The organism is Acetobacter orleanensis, assembly GCF_001581005.1.
Taxonomy (GTDB): Bacteria; Pseudomonadota; Alphaproteobacteria; order Acetobacterales; family Acetobacteraceae; genus Acetobacter; species Acetobacter orleanensis.
Map to the genome: position 1 here is coordinate 166866 of NZ_LHZV01000066.1, position 17448 is coordinate 184313.

Annotated in this window: 14 protein-coding genes; 7 read left to right on the plus strand and 7 right to left on the minus strand. The window is 59.7% G+C overall.

The features are described 5' to 3' along the window. Positions 1 to 30 precede the first annotated feature (30 nt). Genes AD949_RS11720 through AD949_RS11730 form a run of 3 tightly spaced genes read right to left on the minus strand, consistent with a single transcriptional unit; the run spans position 31 to position 4333 of the window. Positions 31 to 1254 (minus strand): phosphoglycerate kinase, encoded by a 1224-nt coding sequence (locus tag AD949_RS11720; protein ID WP_048834836.1) that lies wholly within the window; start codon positions 1252 to 1254, stop codon positions 31 to 33. Continuing rightward, a complete protein-coding gene (gene gap, locus AD949_RS11725; protein ID WP_048834837.1) occupies positions 1254 to 2276 on the minus strand; it encodes a type I glyceraldehyde-3-phosphate dehydrogenase in 1023 nt (340 codons plus the stop codon). The genes AD949_RS11720 and gap overlap by 1 nt, the downstream gene beginning before the upstream one ends. 29 nt (positions 2277 to 2305) lie before the next feature. After that, on the minus strand, positions 2306 to 4333 hold the full coding sequence (locus tag AD949_RS11730) for a transketolase-like TK C-terminal-containing protein (protein WP_048834838.1): 2028 nt from the start codon (positions 4331 to 4333) through the stop codon (positions 2306 to 2308). A 190-nt stretch (positions 4334 to 4523) separates the two neighbouring features. On the opposite strand from AD949_RS11730, the gene AD949_RS11735 reads away from it, so the two are divergent. Both AD949_RS11735 and hemA read left to right on the plus strand, forming a co-directional pair. Then, complete coding sequence (locus tag AD949_RS11735) at positions 4524 to 5000, plus strand: hypothetical protein (protein WP_048834839.1); 477 nt, start codon at positions 4524 to 4526, stop codon at positions 4998 to 5000. 107 nt (positions 5001 to 5107) lie between these two features. After that, a complete protein-coding gene (gene hemA, locus AD949_RS11740; RefSeq protein ID WP_048834840.1) occupies positions 5108 to 6370 on the plus strand; it encodes a 5-aminolevulinate synthase in 1263 nt (420 codons plus the stop codon). 51 nt (positions 6371 to 6421) lie between these two features. Here the strand turns inward: hemA and AD949_RS11745 are convergent, their stop codons facing one another. Next, entirely contained in the window at positions 6422 to 7198 is a 777-nt protein-coding gene (locus AD949_RS11745; protein ID WP_048834841.1) for a DsbA family protein, read from the minus strand. 141 nt (positions 7199 to 7339) lie between these two features. Here AD949_RS11745 and AD949_RS11750 point away from each other — a divergent pair, with 141 nt between their 5' ends. Together AD949_RS11750 and recA are read left to right on the plus strand one after the other, a co-directional pair. Beyond that, on the plus strand, positions 7340 to 8761 hold the full coding sequence (locus tag AD949_RS11750) for a gamma-glutamyltransferase (protein WP_248845782.1): 1422 nt from the start codon (positions 7340 to 7342) through the stop codon (positions 8759 to 8761). 225 nt (positions 8762 to 8986) lie between these two features. Next, a complete protein-coding gene (gene recA / locus AD949_RS11755) occupies positions 8987 to 10012 on the plus strand; it encodes a recombinase RecA (protein WP_244463280.1) in 1026 nt (341 codons plus the stop codon). A gap of 28 nt (positions 10013 to 10040) precedes the next feature. On the opposite strand, the gene AD949_RS11760 is transcribed toward recA, so the two are convergent. Further along, positions 10041 to 10553, minus strand: a complete 513-nt coding sequence (locus AD949_RS11760; protein ID WP_048834843.1) for a GNAT family N-acetyltransferase — start codon at positions 10551 to 10553, stop codon at positions 10041 to 10043. A 92-nt stretch (positions 10554 to 10645) separates the two neighbouring features. Here AD949_RS11760 and AD949_RS11765 point away from each other — a divergent pair, with 92 nt between their 5' ends. The 3 genes from AD949_RS11765 (at position 10646) to mdoH (ending at position 14768) form a co-directional block, all read left to right on the plus strand. Further along, the gene (locus AD949_RS11765) at positions 10646 to 11005 is read left to right on the plus strand and encodes a winged helix-turn-helix domain-containing protein (RefSeq protein ID WP_048834844.1); all 360 of its coding nucleotides are present in this window, start codon (positions 10646 to 10648) and stop codon (positions 11003 to 11005) included. Positions 11006 to 11082: 77 nt separating this feature from the next. Continuing rightward, positions 11083 to 12627, plus strand: a complete 1545-nt coding sequence (locus tag AD949_RS11770; protein WP_048834845.1) for a glucan biosynthesis protein — start codon at positions 11083 to 11085, stop codon at positions 12625 to 12627. Further along, a complete protein-coding gene (gene mdoH / locus AD949_RS11775) occupies positions 12627 to 14768 on the plus strand; it encodes a glucans biosynthesis glucosyltransferase MdoH (protein ID WP_371277368.1) in 2142 nt (713 codons plus the stop codon). The genes AD949_RS11770 and mdoH overlap by 1 nt, the downstream gene beginning before the upstream one ends. 238 nt (positions 14769 to 15006) lie before the next feature. Here mdoH and nagA read toward each other — a convergent pair whose 3' ends face one another. Both nagA and AD949_RS11785 read right to left on the minus strand, forming a co-directional pair. Further along, on the minus strand, positions 15007 to 16068 hold the full coding sequence (gene nagA / locus AD949_RS11780) for an N-acetylglucosamine-6-phosphate deacetylase (protein WP_371277373.1): 1062 nt from the start codon (positions 16066 to 16068) through the stop codon (positions 15007 to 15009). Positions 16069 to 16408: 340 nt separating this feature from the next. Next, positions 16409 to 17383 carry an N-acetylglucosamine kinase gene (locus AD949_RS11785; protein WP_048834848.1) on the minus strand — a complete coding sequence of 325 codons (975 nt, stop codon included), beginning with the start codon at positions 17381 to 17383 and terminating at the stop codon, positions 16409 to 16411. Positions 17384 to 17448: the final 65 nt, after the last annotated feature.

The window sequence follows — 17448 nt, forward strand, 5'->3', positions numbered from 1 at the left end:
TCTAAAACCACCCTGAAAAACAGGACGGTTTTAGATGGGAATGGTCCGCTCCAGCGTGGTGCTGAGTGCGGTCAGGCCCGGCAAAATCTTGCCTTCCAGCCATTCCAGAAACGCACCGCCTGCGGTGGAAACATAGGTCATGTCATCCAGCACACCGGCATGGCGCAGGGCGGAAACAGTGTCCCCCCCTCCGGCAATGGTTTTCAGGCTGCCAGCTTTGGTCAGACGTGCTGCTTCCTGCGCGACGGCATTAGTGCCTTCATCAAACGGCGGCAGTTCGAACACGCCCAGAGGGCCGTTCCAAACCAGCGTTTTCAGGCCAGCCAGCTTGGCTTTCAGCAGTTTGACCGTTTCCGGCCCGACATCCAGCGCCATCCAGCCGTCCGGGATTTCCGTCACGGGGGCGAGTAGCGTGGGGGCGCCAGCCATGAAATCCTCGGAGAGGACAACATCTACCGGCAGAACCAGATCGCAGTTCTTTTCCTGCGCCTTGGCGATAATCTGCCGGGCGGTGTCCAGCATGTCCTCTTCCTTGAGGGACTTGCCGACGTTGTAGCCTTTGGCTGCGAGGAACGTGTTGGCCATCGCCCCGCCCACAACCAGAACATCCACGCGTTCCAGCATGTTTTCCAGCAGCGCGAGTTTGGTGGACACTTTCGCGCCGCCGACAATCGCGCCAACCGGATGCTCGGGGTTTTCAAGGGCTGCGTCCAGCGCGGAGAGTTCCGCTTCCATTAGACGCCCGGCGTAGGACGGCAGATGTCCGGCGACGCCTGCGGTGGAGGCATGGGCACGGTGCGCTGCGGAGAACGCATCATTCACATACACATCGCCCAGCTTAGCCAGTTCGGCGGCCAGATCCGGTGCGTTGGTTTCCTCACCGGGGTAGAAGCGGGTGTTTTCCAGCAGCAGCACTTCCCCATCTTTCATGGAGCGCGCTGCGGTTTCTGCCTGCGGGCCGATGCAGTCATGCATGAAGCTGACCGGCTTGCCCAGCGCCGTGGCCAGAGCCGTGGCCATGGGTTCCAGAGACAGGCCGGGCACAACCTTGCCCTTCGGGCGGTCAAAATGGCTCAGCACGATCACGCGCCCGCCTTTGTCGGCCAGTTCCCGGATGGTGGGCACAATGCGCTCAATGCGCGTCATGTCCGAAATCTTCCCGTCCTGCATAGGGACGTTCAGATCCGCTCTCAGAAGGATGCGCTTGCCCTGCGGGTCAAGCTTATCCAGCGTGTTGAAAGGGAGAATGGCCATCAGAGGGACCCGAACAGAGCGGCTGTGTCGGACATACGGTTGGAGAAGCCCCACTCATTGTCATACCATGCGCAGATACGGACCAGTTTGCCGCCGTCAACCAGAGTGGTCTGGGTGGCGTCAAAGGTGGAAGAGGCCAGCGCGTGGTTGAAGTCGGAGCTGACCAGCGGGGCATCGGAATAATCCAGAATGCCTTTGAGCGGACCAGAGGACGCTGCGGCCTTGATGGCGGCGTTCACCTCTTCCACAGAACCCGGCACTTTTTTCGGCACGAAGTCGAGTGAGACGAGGGAGACGTTGGCTGTCGGCACGCGAATGGCGGTGCCATCCAGCTTGCCTTTCAACTGCGGCAGAACCAGACCCACGGCACGGGCGGCCCCCGTGGACGTTGGGATCATGTTCAGAGCGGCGGCGCGGGCGCGGCGCAGGTCGTTGTGCAGGGTGTCCACCGTGCGCTGGTCACCCGTGTAGGAGTGGATGGTGACCATGTAGCCGCGTTCAATACCAAAGGCGTCTTCCAGCACTTTGGCAACGGGAGCCAGACAGTTGGTGGTGCAGGAGGCGTTGGAGATCACCGTCATATCCGGTGTCAGCACGTTCTGGTTCACACCGTAAACAATGGTGGCGTCCGCATCCGTGCCCGGCGCGGAAATAATCACCTTACGGGCACCGGCGGCCAGAAGCTGACCAGCCTTTTCCTTGGAGGTGAACAGGCCCGTGCATTCCATGGCCACATCCACGCCCTGAAACGGCACTTTGGAAGGGTCACGCTCGGCGGAGACGGTAATCGGGTCCCATGTGCGGCCATGCGCTGTGATGATCAGCTTGTTGCCGTCAACCTTGACCTCAGCCGGCAGGCGGCCATGCACGCTGTCATAGCTCAGCAGGTGGGCGTTATCGGCCACGCTGCCCAGATCGTTAATGGCGACTGGCACAACATCCGTCCGCCCGCTTTCAATAATACCGCGCAGGACAAGCCGGCCAATACGTCCGAATCCGTTGATTGCAATTTTGACTGCCATGGTTTTTCCAAACTCCGTTTATTTTTATTCTATGGTCTTGTCGTTAACGGTCCCCGAACGCGGGTTCGGGGCTGGTCCGGCGTGCGCAGGGAGGCTCCCCGTTCAACACCTGAGGCAAGAAGGCGCGTTAGCACCTTTTCGCAGATCGCCTCAACAGTAATGCCAAAGCGTTCGTACAAAGCGTTGGCCGGGGCGGACGTGCCGAAATCATCCATGCCAACAAAAACTCCTTCTTCACCAAGCCACCGCTCCCAGCCAAAGCCGGAGGCGGCCTCAATCCCCACGCGCAGGCCAGCGGTACCCAGCACGGTCCTGCGGTAACTGGCGGGCTGTTCCGCAAACAGTTCCCAGCAGGGAATGGAGACAACGGTGGCCCGAATATCTTTCCGGGCAAGATGGTGCGACGCTTTGAGCGCGATGGCAACCTCCGGCCCGGAGGCAATCAGCGTGACCTGCGGCATCTCGTCCTGCTTCACCACATACCCCCCGCATGAAGGGGTGCCGAAGGCAGGGGCAGGAAGCGGGCCATGCTGGTTTTCATACGGGCAGAGCAGCAGCATGGCGGGCCCGCCCTGCCAGTTGAGGGCTGCGTCCCAGCAGGCCGTGGTCTCCCGAGCATCACACGGGCGGAAAACGGCCAGATGGGGCATAGCCCGCAGGCTGGCGAGCTGTTCCACGGGCTGCCAGCCGCCGCCGCCATCGCCCAGCGCAAGGCCGTCTCCGGTCAGCAGATACAACACTTTACGGCGCATGAGGGCGGCCATGCGCAGGGCGGAGCGCATGCGGTCCACCGTCATCATGCTGGCAGCGCAGCAGGGGAGCAGGCCTCCGTGCAAGGCAATACCATTGAGCATGCCTGCCATGCCATGATCCTGAATGCCGCAGGACTGCTCTCCTGCCAGCAGCAGTGTGTGGGCCTGCTGGGGGGCTAGCTGAGTGGTTGCCATGGTGGGTGGCAGCGTGGCGGGCTGGGGGATCGGGGTGGCCATATCTTGCCGATAGGCTGAGGATGCGGTCAGGCAGACCAATTCCGGCAGAATTTCAGACAAGGCCCGCAGCCCGGCAAGTCCGGCATCCTGTGTGGACTGCCCCTCCGAAAGGTGCATCTGCCAGTGGAAAGTCCGTTGCCAGTCTTCATCAAACAGAGTTGGGCGCTGGTTTTGCATTTCCCGCTCAAAGGCGGCGCGCTGGCGGTGGCGCGCAAAGCGGCGCAACCATGAGCGTCGGGTTGTGGCCCCGCGCCGGGCGGTGGGGCTCCATGGGCCGGTCAGTTCTTCTTCCGCTGGGAGGTGTGGGCCGGGGAGCGTATCTGTCAGGTCACAAGGCAGGTCAGGGGGCAGGCAGGCGATCAGGGTGGGTTTGCGCGCGCGCAGGGTGGCCGCAAGGGCGGAACTGATGGCCGCGGCATTCCCGGCATCAACTTTGCGCACGGTCCAGCCGGAGGCGCTGAACCGGGTGAGCGAATCGGAAAAATCCCTGTTATCCGGGCCTGCGGGAGGGGTGACGAGAACAGCTAGTCTGTCCAGTCCGAAGCGTCCGGCAAGTTGGGCGGCTTCCATAGCCACACCGGTGGCAAGGTCTGTATCCTGCGCCAGTACCCATGTGCGGTGGTTGACCAGCGAGCGCCCAAACCGGCGGGCGAGAGTCTGTTCCGCAAACGCCATGCCGACAGCCGCCGCCACACCCTGCCCTGCTGGCCCCGGAGCAACCTCCACCGCCGGGTGACGGCCATATTCAAGCGGGGTATCGGACTCCGTGGCGGAGCCGGTCAGAGTCAGCATAGCGCGCAGCAGCGGCTGCATGGTGGTGGAGGGCACCACAAATCGGTCTCGGTCCGGCCAGTTGGGGGCGCTGGGGTCAAACCGCAGAACGCGGCACCAGAGGGCTGTGACGGGCAGGCACATCCTGTTCAGCAGGGTGCGGGCATGGGGGGGCAGGTGTTCATCATTCAGCAGCAGGCGTGCCGCGCGGCTCATTCTGGCTACAGCATTTTGCTGAGCGGAGAGGTGAACCTCGGCCTGATGGGCGGTCGGGTCTGCCGAAGGGACTGGTGCCATTCGCCTGCCTTCCGTGACGGTCTTGCCTTTGCGGCAATGCTTCTTGTCGTGCCCTGCTCAATAACGGCGGACGGAGGCGAGAGCAAGTTTCGCTGGGTACCATACAGGCTTTACCTTGCGTCTGCCGCAAAGGGGCGCGAAAGAGAGGGTAAGAGTGTTTTCTGCTGTCTGAACCGGAGTTCTGCCCGTTATGCTGTCTGTTTCCCGCTTTACAGAAAAGGGACCGTTGTTTCGGGTGGCGTTTGTCGCGAGTATTGCGCTGTGCCTGAGCGGGTGCAAGCTGGTGGACCAGAAAACCTTTAATGCGCGGGCAGGTAAACCGCCCGTGCCGTATATTCCCCCGGCCCCGCCCGGCCCACCGCCCGTGCCGCCGCTGATCGAGCTTGTAGCTGGAACCTCCCCCAAGGAATGGAGCGGGCCGGTTGCGCAGATTGTGCATAAAGCACTCCTCAGCAAGCCCGATATCCTGTTTGTGGTGCAGTGTCTGGTGCCGCCGGGGAAGGACTCCGAGACCGACCAGCAGGCTCTCGTGCAGTTGGTGCAGGGTGACGGACAGGCTGTGACACAGGCCATTATTAAAGATGGGGCTTCCCCCGCGCAGGTGGAAATGGCCGCCATGCCGGATTCGACCGTGACGAACTCCGTCATCAGGGTGTATGTGAAATAACCCTGACAAGTTTATGTGAAGACCGGCTTTACGTGAAAACTGGCCAGACGGCCGACGGGCCCGTGCCGAGCCCCGACCGTTTCTGACGACGCGAGGAGAGTAGAAGCGTGGGATTAATCAAAAACGCTCGGCATCCGTTTTATGAGCATTGTCATACGGCATTGAACAGCATCCGGCAGCAGGGGCGCTACCGCACATTTACCCCGCTGGCGCGCCTTGCTGACCGCTTCCCTCTTTATGAGGAAGACCTGCCTGCCCTGCCGGAAGGGCGGGAGGTGATTGTCTGGTCCACCAATGACTATCTAGGCATGGGCGTGGTGCCGGAAGTGCAGGAGGCCGCCATTGCCGCCATCCGTGAGCATGGCGCTGGCGCCGGTGGCACCCGGAATATCGCTGGGACCAGCCCGCTGCATACCGCGTTGGAAGCGGAAATGGCGTCTCTGCACGGCAAGGAAGCCGGATTACTATTTGGCTCCGGCTATGTCTCCAATCAGGCCAGCCTTCAGACCATCCTGACCTCCATGCCCGGCTGGATCTGCTTTTCAGACCGCCTGAACCATGCCTCCATGATTGCAGGCATCAAGGGCGCGCGTGGCTCTCAGACAGTCATTTTTGAGCATAATGATCTAGCGGACCTTGAGGCAAAACTGGCCGAAGCCCCGGCGGACGCCCCCAAGCTGATCGCGTTTGAAAGCGTGTATTCCATGGACGGCGATATTTCCGATATTGCCGGGATCTGCGCTCTGGCCCGCAAATATAACGCCCTGACCTATCTGGATGAGGTGCATGCCGTCGGCCTGTATGGTGAGGAAGGCGGCGGCATTTCCCAGCGCGATGGGATGGCCGATCAGGTTGATATTATTGAAGGCACGCTCGCCAAGGGTTTTGGCGTGCACGGCGGCTATATCACGGCCTCCACCGAGATCGTGGACTTCCTGCGTTCCACGGCATCGGGCTTCATTTTCACCACGGCTCTGCCGCCGTCCGTTGTGGGGGCGGCGCTGACCAGTGTGCGCAAGGTCCGCGCAGAAAACTGGCGGCGTGAGAAAATGTTTGAGCGGGTGAACACCTTCCGCGCCCGTCTGCGGGCTGCCGGGGTACCGTTCACCATGACGCCGAGCCACATCGTGCCCATTCCGGTTGGGGATGCGGAACGTTGCAAGCGTATCTGCCGTCGTCTTCTGGTGGAATACGGGCAGTATGCCACGCCCATCAATTATCCTACGGTGCCGCAGGGCACGGAGCGCCTGCGGCTGACGCCGGGGCCGTTCCACACGGATGAGATGATGGATGAAATGGTGCGCGCTCTGGCACACCTGCTGCGGGAAGAAGGCGTGATGCCTGCCCGCCAGACCGAAGACGCGGCCTAAAAAAACGCTTTTCATCCCCCTCCGGCCTGTAAACCGGAGGGGTGAAAGAGGTCAGTGAGCTTTACGCAGCCGGTCGAGCGCTGCTTTCAGGTCCCGCTCGGACGCTGCACCGGGGATGATTTCACGGTCGCCGATAATAAAGGTTGGCGTCCCTTCCAGATCAATCGCCCGCGCCAGTTCCATATTTTTGCTGAGTGCTGTGGTCACGGCCGGGCTTTTCATATCTTTTTGCAGGCGGTCCGCATCCAGCCCGAGATTTTCTGCAATACGGCGGATGCGCTCCAAAGACGGGGCTGAGGAATCGGCCATCAGGGCTTTCTGGAACGGGATATATTTGCCCTGAAGACCCGCCGCCATAATGGCCTGCGCATCCATCACGCTGTTGGCCCCCAGCACGGGGATGATTTTTTCAACCAGACGCAGGTCCGGTTCCGTGCTGACCAGATGGTCCAGATCGGCCAGTACCTTGCGGCAGTACGGGCAGCGGGGGTCATAAAATTCGACCACTTCCAGCTTGCCTGTTTTGTTGCCCAGCACGACATCGGTTGAACTCTGCCCGTAATCGGCCCTGTGCTGGCGCACGGTGTCCAGCGCGGAGGACGCCTTTTTGGCGGCAGCCTGCGCCTGTAGGGAACTGATGGCGTCTGACAGAATGGTCGGGTCTGTCTTCAGCGCAGTGCGCATGATGTCAACAATTTCAGCCCTTTGGGCGGGGCTGAAGCTGGAGGAGTCCGCATGCGCGGAAACCGCGGCACCGCAGAGCAGGAAGAGGCTTGCGGCTCCGGCCAGAGCGGCGCGCCTGAAAGAAAGGGTTATCAGCTTTTTCATGGTGCTTTTATATTTAAAGCAGAACTGTTGTGATGGAAATGGCGCGTGCGTGTTGCTGCCCGCCCGGAACGGCGGTAATCCAGAACAGAGTTATCAGACGCCCCGTGTGCGGGCAGACCAGAGCAATGGAGACACCAAGGCGTGCCCGAGCATTTCATGAAGACCTGTTCAGCCCGGATGGCAGCCCTGCTGATGGCCTGTTCCCTGACGTCTTGCGGTATCTTCGGGCATGATGGTCCGACCCAGCCGCCTACAATCGCGGGTTTTGTGGGTGAGGTTGTGGCGGATGAACCGCAGGCGGCTCTGGTCGCGCGGGATGTGCTGGCGCAGGGCGGTAACGCGGCGGATGCGGCGGCGGCTCTGGGGCTGGCGCTGTCCGTGACGCTGCCTTCCCGTGCATCTCTGGGGGCTGGCGGAGCCTGTCTGGCTTGGCGTCCGGGGGATGCGCAGGGGCAGGCGTTCCTGTTCCTCCCGCGTGCAGGGCAGACCGATGCGCGGTCCGACCGCCCGGCGTCCGTGCCCATGCTGGCACGTGGTCTGTATCTGATGCAGATGCGCTACGGGCATATTGATTTTGCGGATCTGATTGTTCCGGCCCGTAATCTGGCGACAGACGGCGTGCCGGTGGGTGGGCTTTTGGCGTCCGATCTGGCCGCTGTGCATGCGCCCCTTCTGGCGGATGACACAACCCGCGCCATTTTTGCCAACAGCAACGGGACCGTGCTTGGCGCGAATGACCTGATGGTACAGCCGCGTCTGGCCGGTGCGCTGGAGCGCATGCGTATTGCTGGCGTGGGGGATCTTTATAACGGGTCACTGGCACAGAGCTTCATACGCGCGTCTCAGGCCGCAGGCGCCGGGCTGACCTCATCTGACATGCGCGCCAATCTCGCTCAGGCCGAACAGCCGTTGACTCTGCGGTCTGGCGGGCTGGAGATCAGCTTCCTGCCGCCCCCCGCCGATGGCGGGCTGGGAACCGCTGCTGCCTATAGCTCTATGGATGAGCATGGTCATGCGGGTGTGCGGGCGGAAGCCGTTGTGTCCGGCTGGCGTGCCCACCAGAATGGCAAAGGTGCCGCCATGACCGTGGCTGATGCGCAGGCTCTGCTGAAGAGCGGGAATCTGCCGTCCGGCTCAGCACTGCCGCCTCTCCCTGCGTCCACGTCTTTTGTCGTGACGGACCGCACGGGCGAGACGGTAAGCTGTGGCCTGACCATGAACAACCTGTTCGGCACGGGCCGTGTGGCCGGGTCCACCGGCATTGTGCTTGCGGCTTCTCCTGTACGCCGTCCGCTGCCATTGCTGACAGCAGCCATTGCGCATCAGGACGTGACCCAGTTCCGGGCGGCGGCCACAGCCTCTGGCCAGAACGTGGCGGCGGATACCGCGGCAGTGGCTCTGCGGGCTGCCATTGCAGGCCAGCGCCCCACGGTTACGGAGGGTATGGGCCGCGCCAACTTCGTCTCCTGTCCTGCCGGACTTCCGGGGGATTCTGGAGCGTGTTTCGGCTGGACCGATCCGCGTGGCTCTGGCCTTGCGGTCTCTTCAGGCCATACCAAATAGTATTTGTCGTATAAGCGGCAGGAGGCAAGGCGGCTTCGGGCCGCCTGTTTCCGGCTTGAAATGTTCTTGTTTTGTTTCTATAAGAGCGAACAGAAACCAAGCTTAATGTGCCTGAGCGGATATCTGGCCCTGATGCCGGTCATTGCCCGGCGCGCGGCTTTTATGGCACGTCTTGAAACAGTGCAGCACTCCCGGCCTCAGCCGAGGCCACAGGAAAGGTGAATGATGGATAAGGCAAAAGCTCTTGAAGGCGCGCTCGGGCAGATCGAACGGGCTTTTGGAAAAGGGTCTGTCATGCGGCTGGGGCAGCGCCCGAAAGAACAGGCGGATGTGGTGCCCAGTGGCTCTCTGGGGTTGGATATTGCTTTGGGAATTGGCGGTCTGCCGCGCGGCCGTGTGATTGAAATTTACGGGCCGGAAAGCTCGGGTAAAACCACGCTGGCTCTCCACGCCATTGCAGAAGCCCAGAAGCGGGGCGGCACCTGTGCGTTTATTGATGCCGAGCACGCGCTGGACCCCGGCTACGCCAAGAAACTGGGCGTGGATATTGATAATCTGCTGATCAGCCAGCCTGATGCGGGTGAGCAGGCGCTTGAAATTGCGGATACGCTGGTGCGGTCGGGCGCGATTGATGTGCTGGTGGTGGACAGTGTGGCCGCTCTAGTGCCGCGTGCGGAACTGGAAGGCGATATGGGCGACAGCCACGTTGGCCTGCATGCCCGCCTGATGAGTCAGGCGCTGCGCAAGCTGACCGGCTCAGTTGCGCGCTCCAACACCATGATGATCTTCCTGAACCAGATTCGTCTGAAAATCGGGGTGATGTTTGGCAACCCGGAAACCACCACGGGCGGGAATGCACTGAAGTTCTATGCCTCTGTGCGTCTGGATATCCGCCGCATCGGGTCCATCAAGGACAAGGACGAAGTGGTGGGCAACCAGACACGGGTGAAGGTGGTCAAGAACAAGATGGCCCCGCCGTTCCGTCAGGTTGAGTTTGACATCATGTATGGTGAAGGCATCAGTAAGGTCGGGGAACTGATTGATCTGGGTGTTAAGGCCGGTGTGGTGGAGAAATCCGGCGCATGGTTCTCCTATGACAGCCAGCGCATTGGTCAGGGGCGTGAAAACTCCAAGCAGTTCCTGCGTGACCATCCTGAAATGGCGGATGAAATTGAACGCAAGGTGCGCGAGCATTCCGGGATTGTGGCGGAAGCCATGATGCTGGCTCCCGACGAGCACGTGGAAGAGTAAACTCCGGGCCCGGCCTTAGATCCCGGCTTCAGACTGGTCGGGATAAAAAGCTGGCTTCGGGGTCATACGAGGCCAGCACAGCTTTCTCGGCGTCTGAAATATCTTCCGGGGTAAAACCCTGTCGCAGCCAGAAGGCGCGGGCGGGGCCGGTGGCCGTCAGGCTGAGGATGGGCAGGTTTGCCGCGCGGGCCGCATGTTCTGCCAGAACAATGGCGTCTTTGGCTCTCCCCTGCCCCCGTACCGTTTCATCCAGCGCGAGATCATGCAGATACCAGCTTTCCGGGTGGGCTGGCAGGCTGCCAAGTAAGCAGTTGAGGCGTGGTGAGAGTTTACCTGCCCATGGGTGGCTGATCAGATAGCCGTGCACCCCGCTGGCATTGGCCAGCACGAAGCAGCCTTCCGGGGCCAGTGCCAGCCGTTCTCCAAAAATAGCATCATCTTCCGGATAATCGGGGTGGATGCGTGCCGCGAGCATGATGGTGGCGGCAAGATCGTCTGGCCTCATGGAACGCCAGATGGTATCTGCGTGAGAGTTTATCATGAAAACAGTGCTGACGCCTGATATCGGGTGAGAAAAAGCATGATGTCTCATGGTATCACGCATAAAACGACAACGCGAACGCGGGCTGGCGAATGACAGAGCGGTTGAGACTGACCTTGCGGGTGGACGCGGATGGCAAACCTGCCCTCGGGCATGGCAAAATCCGGCTGCTTGAACAACTGGCGGAAACAGGGTCTATTTCCGCGGCGGGACGTGCCATGGGCATGTCCTACCGTCGGACATGGTTGCTGGTGGACAGTCTGAACCAGATGTTCCGTGAACCTCTGGTGGTGACCCGGCCCGGTGGTGGTGGCGGCGCGTTTCTGACAGCAGAGGGTGAGGCCGTTGTGCGTTGCTATCGGGATATCGAAAAACAGGCGGCGCAGGCTTCTGCGGTGTATTTAGCGGAACTTGAAAAACTCTTAACATCACAAGCCGTGGAATGCCCTTAAAAAGCCGTATCGCACGGCAAGTTTGTTATTAAAGAAATTTTTAGCCCATCCATCAAACGGGCATTCGGGAGTCTGGTGTGTCTTCATCTGTACAGCGGCGGGACTTAATTCGGATTGGCGCGGGGGCAACACTCGCAACTCTGGCCGGGGGTGCGGCCCGTCAGGCCCGGGCGGAAGGGCTTGAAGGAGCAACGGGCACGTTTGATGACATGACGGTGCGGCAGATAGCCCGGCGTCTTGCCAGCGCGCCGTATCACGGACCAGACCAGACTTTACCCAAAGCGCTGGATAATCTGAATTTTGACCAGTTCCGCAGCATTGCCTACCGGGATGACCGGACCTTGTGGCATGGCGACAATCTGGTGTTTGATGTCGCGTTTTTCCCGCGTGGATTCCTCTACCGCCCCCGCATTGAGATTTTTGAAATTCTCGACGGTAAATCGGCTCCTGTTCCCTATTCCTCTGATCTGTTCACCTATGGGGACTCAACCCTGAAAGTGGATGACAATCTCGGCTTTGCCGGTCTGCGCCTGCGCACAGCCATCAACACGCCGGGTGTGATGGAGGAATTCTGCGTTTTTCTGGGGGCGTCCTATTTCCGCGCCGTTGCCAAGGGGCAGAGTTATGGCCTGTCCGCCAGAGGCTTCGCGGATGGCACAGGTGACCCGAAAGGTGAGGAATTTGCCCTGTTCCGTGCCTTCTGGCTTGAAAAGCCGCAGCCGGGAGTGAAGGCTGTTGTGGTGCATGCGCTGCTGGACAGCCCCTCCGTCGCGGGGGCTTTCCGCTTCACCATCCGTCCGGGGGACACAACGGTGTTTGACGTTCAGTCCACCCTTTACCCGCGCACCAAAATTGACCAGTCTGGCATCGCACCGCTGACTGGCATGTTCTATTTTGACGCCAACGACCACAACCACGTGGATGACTGGCGTCCGGCCGCGCATGATAGCGAAGCCCTCCAGATGTGGACCGGTGCCGGGCAGGAACTGTTCCGCCCGCTGCGCAACCCGCTGGATTTACAGTTCTCGGCCTTTACTGATGATTCTCCACGTGGCTTCGGCCTGATGCAGCGCCGCCGGAATTTCCATGATTTTGAAGATCTGGCCCTGAATTACGAAAAGCGCCCGTCTCTATGGATTGAACCGATAGGAGACTGGGGGCAGGGCTGGGTTGATCTGGTGGAAATCCCGACGCCGAATGAGGTGAATGATAATATCGTCTCCTTCTGGCGGCCAAAAACCCCACTGGAAGCCGGGAGGGAATATAGTTTTACCTACCGCATGTACTGGGGGTGGGATGCGCCCTTCCCCACGCCACTGGCCCGTATTGGGGCCACGCGTGTTGGCGCGGTTGTTGATGATAAAAATGCCCGCTTCTTTGCCATTGATTTCATGGGTGTGCCGTTTGAACGGCTGCCAAAAGACACAAAATTCCATCTGGAACCGAAATTTTCTGGCGGTAAGATACGGAATGTGGTTGTGGAGCCAAACCCGAATATCAATGGCTGGCGCACAACCTTTGAATTTGCCCCCGGGGATGAAAAAGTGGTGGAGCTGAGTGCTGTTCTGGCGACGGACAGCGGCCCGGTCTCGGAAGAATGGGTGTATCGTTGGACGCCGTAATGACGCAGCCTGAACTCCGGACGCACCCGTTTCAGGCGCTTCCGCCAGAAGCACCGCTGGCCATGCCGGTGCAGGATCTGCATGCCGCGCCGGATATGGAAGGACGGGGCAGAACGCCCTCAACCTCCCCGGCGACCATTGCCCTGCGGCGGTTTCTCGTGATTGGGTCCGCGCTGGCCCTGACAGCCTTTGGCGCGTGGCGCACCCATAAAGTGCTGGATGCCAACGGTGTTTCCACCCTCGGCGTCATCATGCTGGTGCTGTTTGTCGCCCTGTTTTTGTGGATTGCGCTGGCGTTTACCTCCTCACTGGCCGGTTTCTTTTCTCTTATTACGCGGGGGGGATTGGGGCTAGGTATTACCCGCTCCGGCCCGCTCCCTACCCTTCATTCCCGCACAGCCCTGCTGCTGCCAACCTATAATGAGCCCCCGCATCGCGTGATGGCTGGACTGAAAGCCATTTACACCAGCCTGTGTGAAACCGGGCAGGTCGATGCGTTTGATGTGTTTATTCTCTCCGACACAACCAACCCTGATGTGTGGGTGGAAGAGGAAGCGGCCTTTCTGGCGCTACGGGCGCAGACGGGTGGGGAAAACCGGATTTTCTATCGCCGTCGCCATAATAATGTGGAACGCAAGGCCGGGAATGTCGGAGAATGGGTGCGTCGCTTTGGCGCGGCCTATGACCAGATGGTGACGCTGGACGCGGACTCCGTCATGTCTGGCGAGACTCTGGTGCGCATGGCTGGAGCCATGGAGCGCAACCCCGGTGTGGGGCTGATCCAGACCCTGCCGGTTATTGTCGGTGGAACCACACTATTTGCCCGACTCCAGCAATTTGCAGGCCGTGTCTATGGGCCGGTGATTGCGCATGGTATTGCTTGGTGGCATGGCTCGGAAGGCAATTACTGGGGCCATAATGCCATTATCCGCACAAAGGCCTTTGCCGGGCAGGCGGGCCTGCCGCATGTGCCGGGGCGTAAGCCGTTTGGCGGCCATATTCTGAGCCATGACTTTGTGGAAGCGGCTCTTATGCGCCGGGGTGGCTGGGCGATCCACATGGTGCCGGGGCTGGATGGGTCTTATGAAGAAAGTCCGCCCTCACTGACGGATGTTGCTATTCGTGACCGCCGGTGGTGTCAGGGAAACTTGCAGCATGTGAAAGTGCTGCCCACTAAAAAACTGCACTGGATCAGCCGGATGCATATGGTGGTGGGGATTGGTGCGTATGTCACCTCCCCGCTCTGGCTGGTGTTCCTGCTGACCGGGATTTTGATCTCCCTTCAGGCACATTTTGAGCGCCCGGAATATTTTGGCGATACCAAAATCCTCTACCCACACTGGCCGCATGTGGACCCGGTGCAGGCGAAGTATGTGTTTATCGGCACCATGGCGATTCTGCTGGCCCCCAAGATGCTGGCCTATATTGCCCTGGTAGCTGATCGTGCGACTTGCCGGGGGTGTGGTGGGCTGATCCGTGCCGCGGCTTCCGTGCTGGTGGAAACGCTGATTGGTGGTCTGATTGCGCCGATTGCCATGCTGATTCAGACATCGGGTGTGATTTCCATTCTCTCTGGACATGATTCCGGCTGGAACACCCAGAAGCGCGATGATGGTGGCGTTCCGTTGATGGTTGTTGTGCGCCAATACGCCAAATTTACCATTTTCGGTTTGTTGCTGGGCATTGGTGCGTGGGTCGTTTCCCCGTCCCTGTTCTTCTGGATGACGCCTGTGTTGCTGGGATTGGTCTTTTCCATACCGCTTGTTGTCATGACGAGCAGCCGCGATGTGGGGCAGAGTTTTAAAAAAGCCGGTCTGCTTCTGGTACCGGAAGAAACGCATCCGCCAGACGTTCTGGTAAAAACCGAGCGGGCTGTTGAGGAAGATCACGGTCCGTCCCTGCCCTCTGATGCCCTGCGCGCGCTGCGGGCGGATGCCGGGTTGTTGCACGCTCATGCTGCTATGCTGCCGCCTGCCCGTAAGCCGGGCGATCCGATCAACCCGGATCAACTGGTCGGGTTGCTGAAAGTATCTGAAGCACCGAATCTGTCAGAGCTTGAAGCAAGGCTGACAGTGAAGGAAAAAGCCGCTGTTCTGGGTTGTGCGGAAGGTATTGCCGCCATCAACCGCCTGCCTGCCTAACAGGTTTTTAAAAATCCCGAACTGGGTTTGAGAAAAAGGAAGAGGATCGGAACCCGTGATCTTCTTCCTTTTTTTATGTCGAGAGCCTCAGCGCATATCTGAAAAATCTGTCCAGAAAACATACAAAAATCAGAAAGAAGTTTTTGGTGAAGCTTTTTTCAAAAAGCTTCAGAAGACGCCCCCTGTTTGAAAAAAAAGGCGACACCCAAAAATTTTTTCTAATTTTTACTCTTTCTGTTCAAACAATACGCGCACCGCCAACCCAGACTTCCTGAACCATGAAGGCGGAATCCAGCACGACGAAATCCGCGCGTTTGCCCACGTCCAGTGTGCCGCGGTCTGCAAGACCGAGATACCGGGCCGGATTGGTGCTGAGCAGAGCGGCGGCTTCCAGAAGCGGCGTGCCAGCCTGAAGAGCGTTGCGCAAGGCCTGATCCAGCGTCAGCACGCTGCCAGCTAGAGTCCCATCCGGTAGGCGGGCTGCGCCGTCTTTAACCATCACGTCCTGCCCGCCCAACTGGCTTGGGCCTTCCGGTAGGCCGGTGGCGCGCATAGCGTCGGTTACAAAAACCAGCCTACCGCCCATGACCCGATGTGCGAGCCGGAAGGTTGCAGGGTGGACATGGTGTGTATCGAAAATCATTTCCGCGTAGGCATCGCTGCACATCAGGGCCGTAACGGGTCCGGGCTTGCGGCTGGTAATGGGGGCCATGGCGTTAAACAGATGCGTGCCCCCGGCTACGCCGCCAACAGCGCAAATCTGGCAGATTGCCGCGTTGGTTTCTTCATACTCCGCCACGGTGTGGCCGAGGCTGATGCGCACGCCCGCTTCTGCAAACTGCTTGATGGCTGTCTGCGCGTGTGGCAGTTCCGGGGCGAGCGTTACAACCTTTACACAGCCTGTCCCCACCGCTTCGGCCACGCGGTCTGCTGTGGGGGGAATGGCATAAGGCGGCTGCGCGCCCAGCTTATGCGGGCTGACAAACGGGCCTTCCAGATGCGCGCCATGCACAACCGGACCCCCGGGGATTTGTGTGCTGACCACTTCCGCTACGGCGTACAGCGCATCCATGACATCTGCCCAAGGTCGCGTGATGGTGGTGGGCAGAATGGTGGTGGTGCCATGCTGGGCGTGGAAGCGAGAGAGCGTGTGAATGGCCTGCACGCCATCCATTGTATCGGCCCCGTTGCCGCCGTGCACATGGCCGTCAATAAAGCCCGGCAGAATATACCGGTCTGGCACCGTATTATGGGCCGCAACAGCATGGATCTGGTCAGAGAAAGACAGGCGACCGGGCATAACCCGGTCCGCAAGAACAAGATGTCCGTCAAGATCTGGCATGGCTAAGGCTCCTGTTTATAAAAACTTTTTACGGGGTCGAGAGTGAAAGTGTTTCGGTAGAAATTAGGTGTGTCTTGGTGAAGAAAAATAGAGAGAAATAAAAATAAAAAATCCTGTTGGAAGAAAGATTTTTATTTGAATGGCTTGGTGATGTGGGAATCGAAACATTTCCAGTGATGATTTTAAATGAACTGTTCTGAGTTTTTAAGAGGTGTTTCCTTCTGGAGGGAGTTTTTTGAAAAAAACACGGTGTTTAGATATTGAAGTTATCACTAAGAAAAAGAGTTTTTTAAAATAGCTAACAGTCCAGTCCGCGCGCGAGGCGGTCAATCCATGCGGTATCAATCGACCATCCAGCCAATCTGGCGGCCTGCACAATACCGCCACCAATGGGCGGCAGACGCGGGGGCTGGGGTATTCCGCATAAATCTGTAAGAGTGGCCCGGAGCAAAGCACTTTTGAAGACGCTGCCCGCGTAACTCCACGGCAGGTTCTGCTCAGGGAAGCGTGCCCGCGCGGTCTGGACAAGTGTGGCGAGATGGTGCGCTGCCTGTGTGATAAGCGCATGTGAGACCGCACAACCGGCCTCCGCCATCTCATCAATCAGGCGCGCGCACTGGGCGACAGCAGGGCGTGGGCGTTCCTGCTGATTATACCATCCGAGCAGGGCATCGAGTGCTTGCGGGTTTTCGTCGGGCCAGCCCATCGCGGCGCAAATCTGTTGTGCGAAGGGGTTTGCCTCTGGGGCACGACCGTCCATAGCCTGACAGACCCGTTGCAGGGCTTTCCGGCCAATCCAGTAGGCGCTGCCTTCATCACCAAAAACTGGCCCCCAACCGCCGACGCGGGCCGTCTGGCCAGCCCCGTCTGACGCCCACGCCATGGAGCCTGTGCCGGAGAGCAGGAGAACACCGGCCTCGCCTGCAAAGGCACCTATGCAGGCCATATCAACATCATTGGTCAGGCTGATGGGCGTGTCCGGGCATAGCTGATGCACATGGGCGCGGAGCAGGTGGCCTGTCTCCCGGTTTTCCCCATATCCGGCAATGCCAAACGCTGCGGCCTCAAGGCCGGGGGTGAGAGGGGTTACAAGGTGGGTAAGGATCGTCTGCCAGTCAGGCTGGTCAAACGGGTTGCACCCTTTGGTGGTGTGCACCGCCTGCACCGTGGCATCCCGCCCAACCCGAACCGCCAGTGTTTTTGTGCCGCCCCCATCAACCGCGAGAATGGCGGCGCTTTGCGAGGCGGGGTCGGGCGCAAAAATGTCAGACATGGTGCTGTGTTCTGGTCAAAAAAGCACTCTTTGCAAAACGGTACTGTGCGACAGAGCCCTGAGAT

Bases quoted from the DNA above. Each gene is read 5' to 3' on its own strand.
- mdoH (WP_371277368.1), top strand. From the start codon at position 12,627: ATGACGCAGCCTGAACTCCGGACGCACCCGTTTCAGGCGCTTCCGCCA.
- gap (WP_048834837.1), bottom strand. From the start codon at position 2,276: ATGGCAGTCAAAATTGCAATCAACGGATTCGGACGTATTGGCCGGCTT.
- recA (WP_244463280.1), top strand. From the start codon at position 8,987: ATGGATAAGGCAAAAGCTCTTGAAGGCGCGCTCGGGCAGATCGAACGG.
- AD949_RS11765 (WP_048834844.1), top strand. From the start codon at position 10,646: ATGACAGAGCGGTTGAGACTGACCTTGCGGGTGGACGCGGATGGCAAA.
- AD949_RS11760 (WP_048834843.1), bottom strand. From the start codon at position 10,553: ATGATAAACTCTCACGCAGATACCATCTGGCGTTCCATGAGGCCAGAC.
- AD949_RS11730 (WP_048834838.1), bottom strand. From the start codon at position 4,333: ATGGCACCAGTCCCTTCGGCAGACCCGACCGCCCATCAGGCCGAGGTT.
- AD949_RS11785 (WP_048834848.1), bottom strand. From the start codon at position 17,383: ATGTCTGACATTTTTGCGCCCGACCCCGCCTCGCAAAGCGCCGCCATT.
- nagA (WP_371277373.1), bottom strand. From the start codon at position 16,068: ATGCCCGGTCGCCTGTCTTTCTCTGACCAGATCCATGCTGTTGCGGCC.
- AD949_RS11720 (WP_048834836.1), bottom strand. From the start codon at position 1,254: ATGGCCATTCTCCCTTTCAACACGCTGGATAAGCTTGACCCGCAGGGC.
- AD949_RS11735 (WP_048834839.1), top strand. From the start codon at position 4,524: ATGCTGTCTGTTTCCCGCTTTACAGAAAAGGGACCGTTGTTTCGGGTG.
- AD949_RS11745 (WP_048834841.1), bottom strand. From the start codon at position 7,198: ATGAAAAAGCTGATAACCCTTTCTTTCAGGCGCGCCGCTCTGGCCGGA.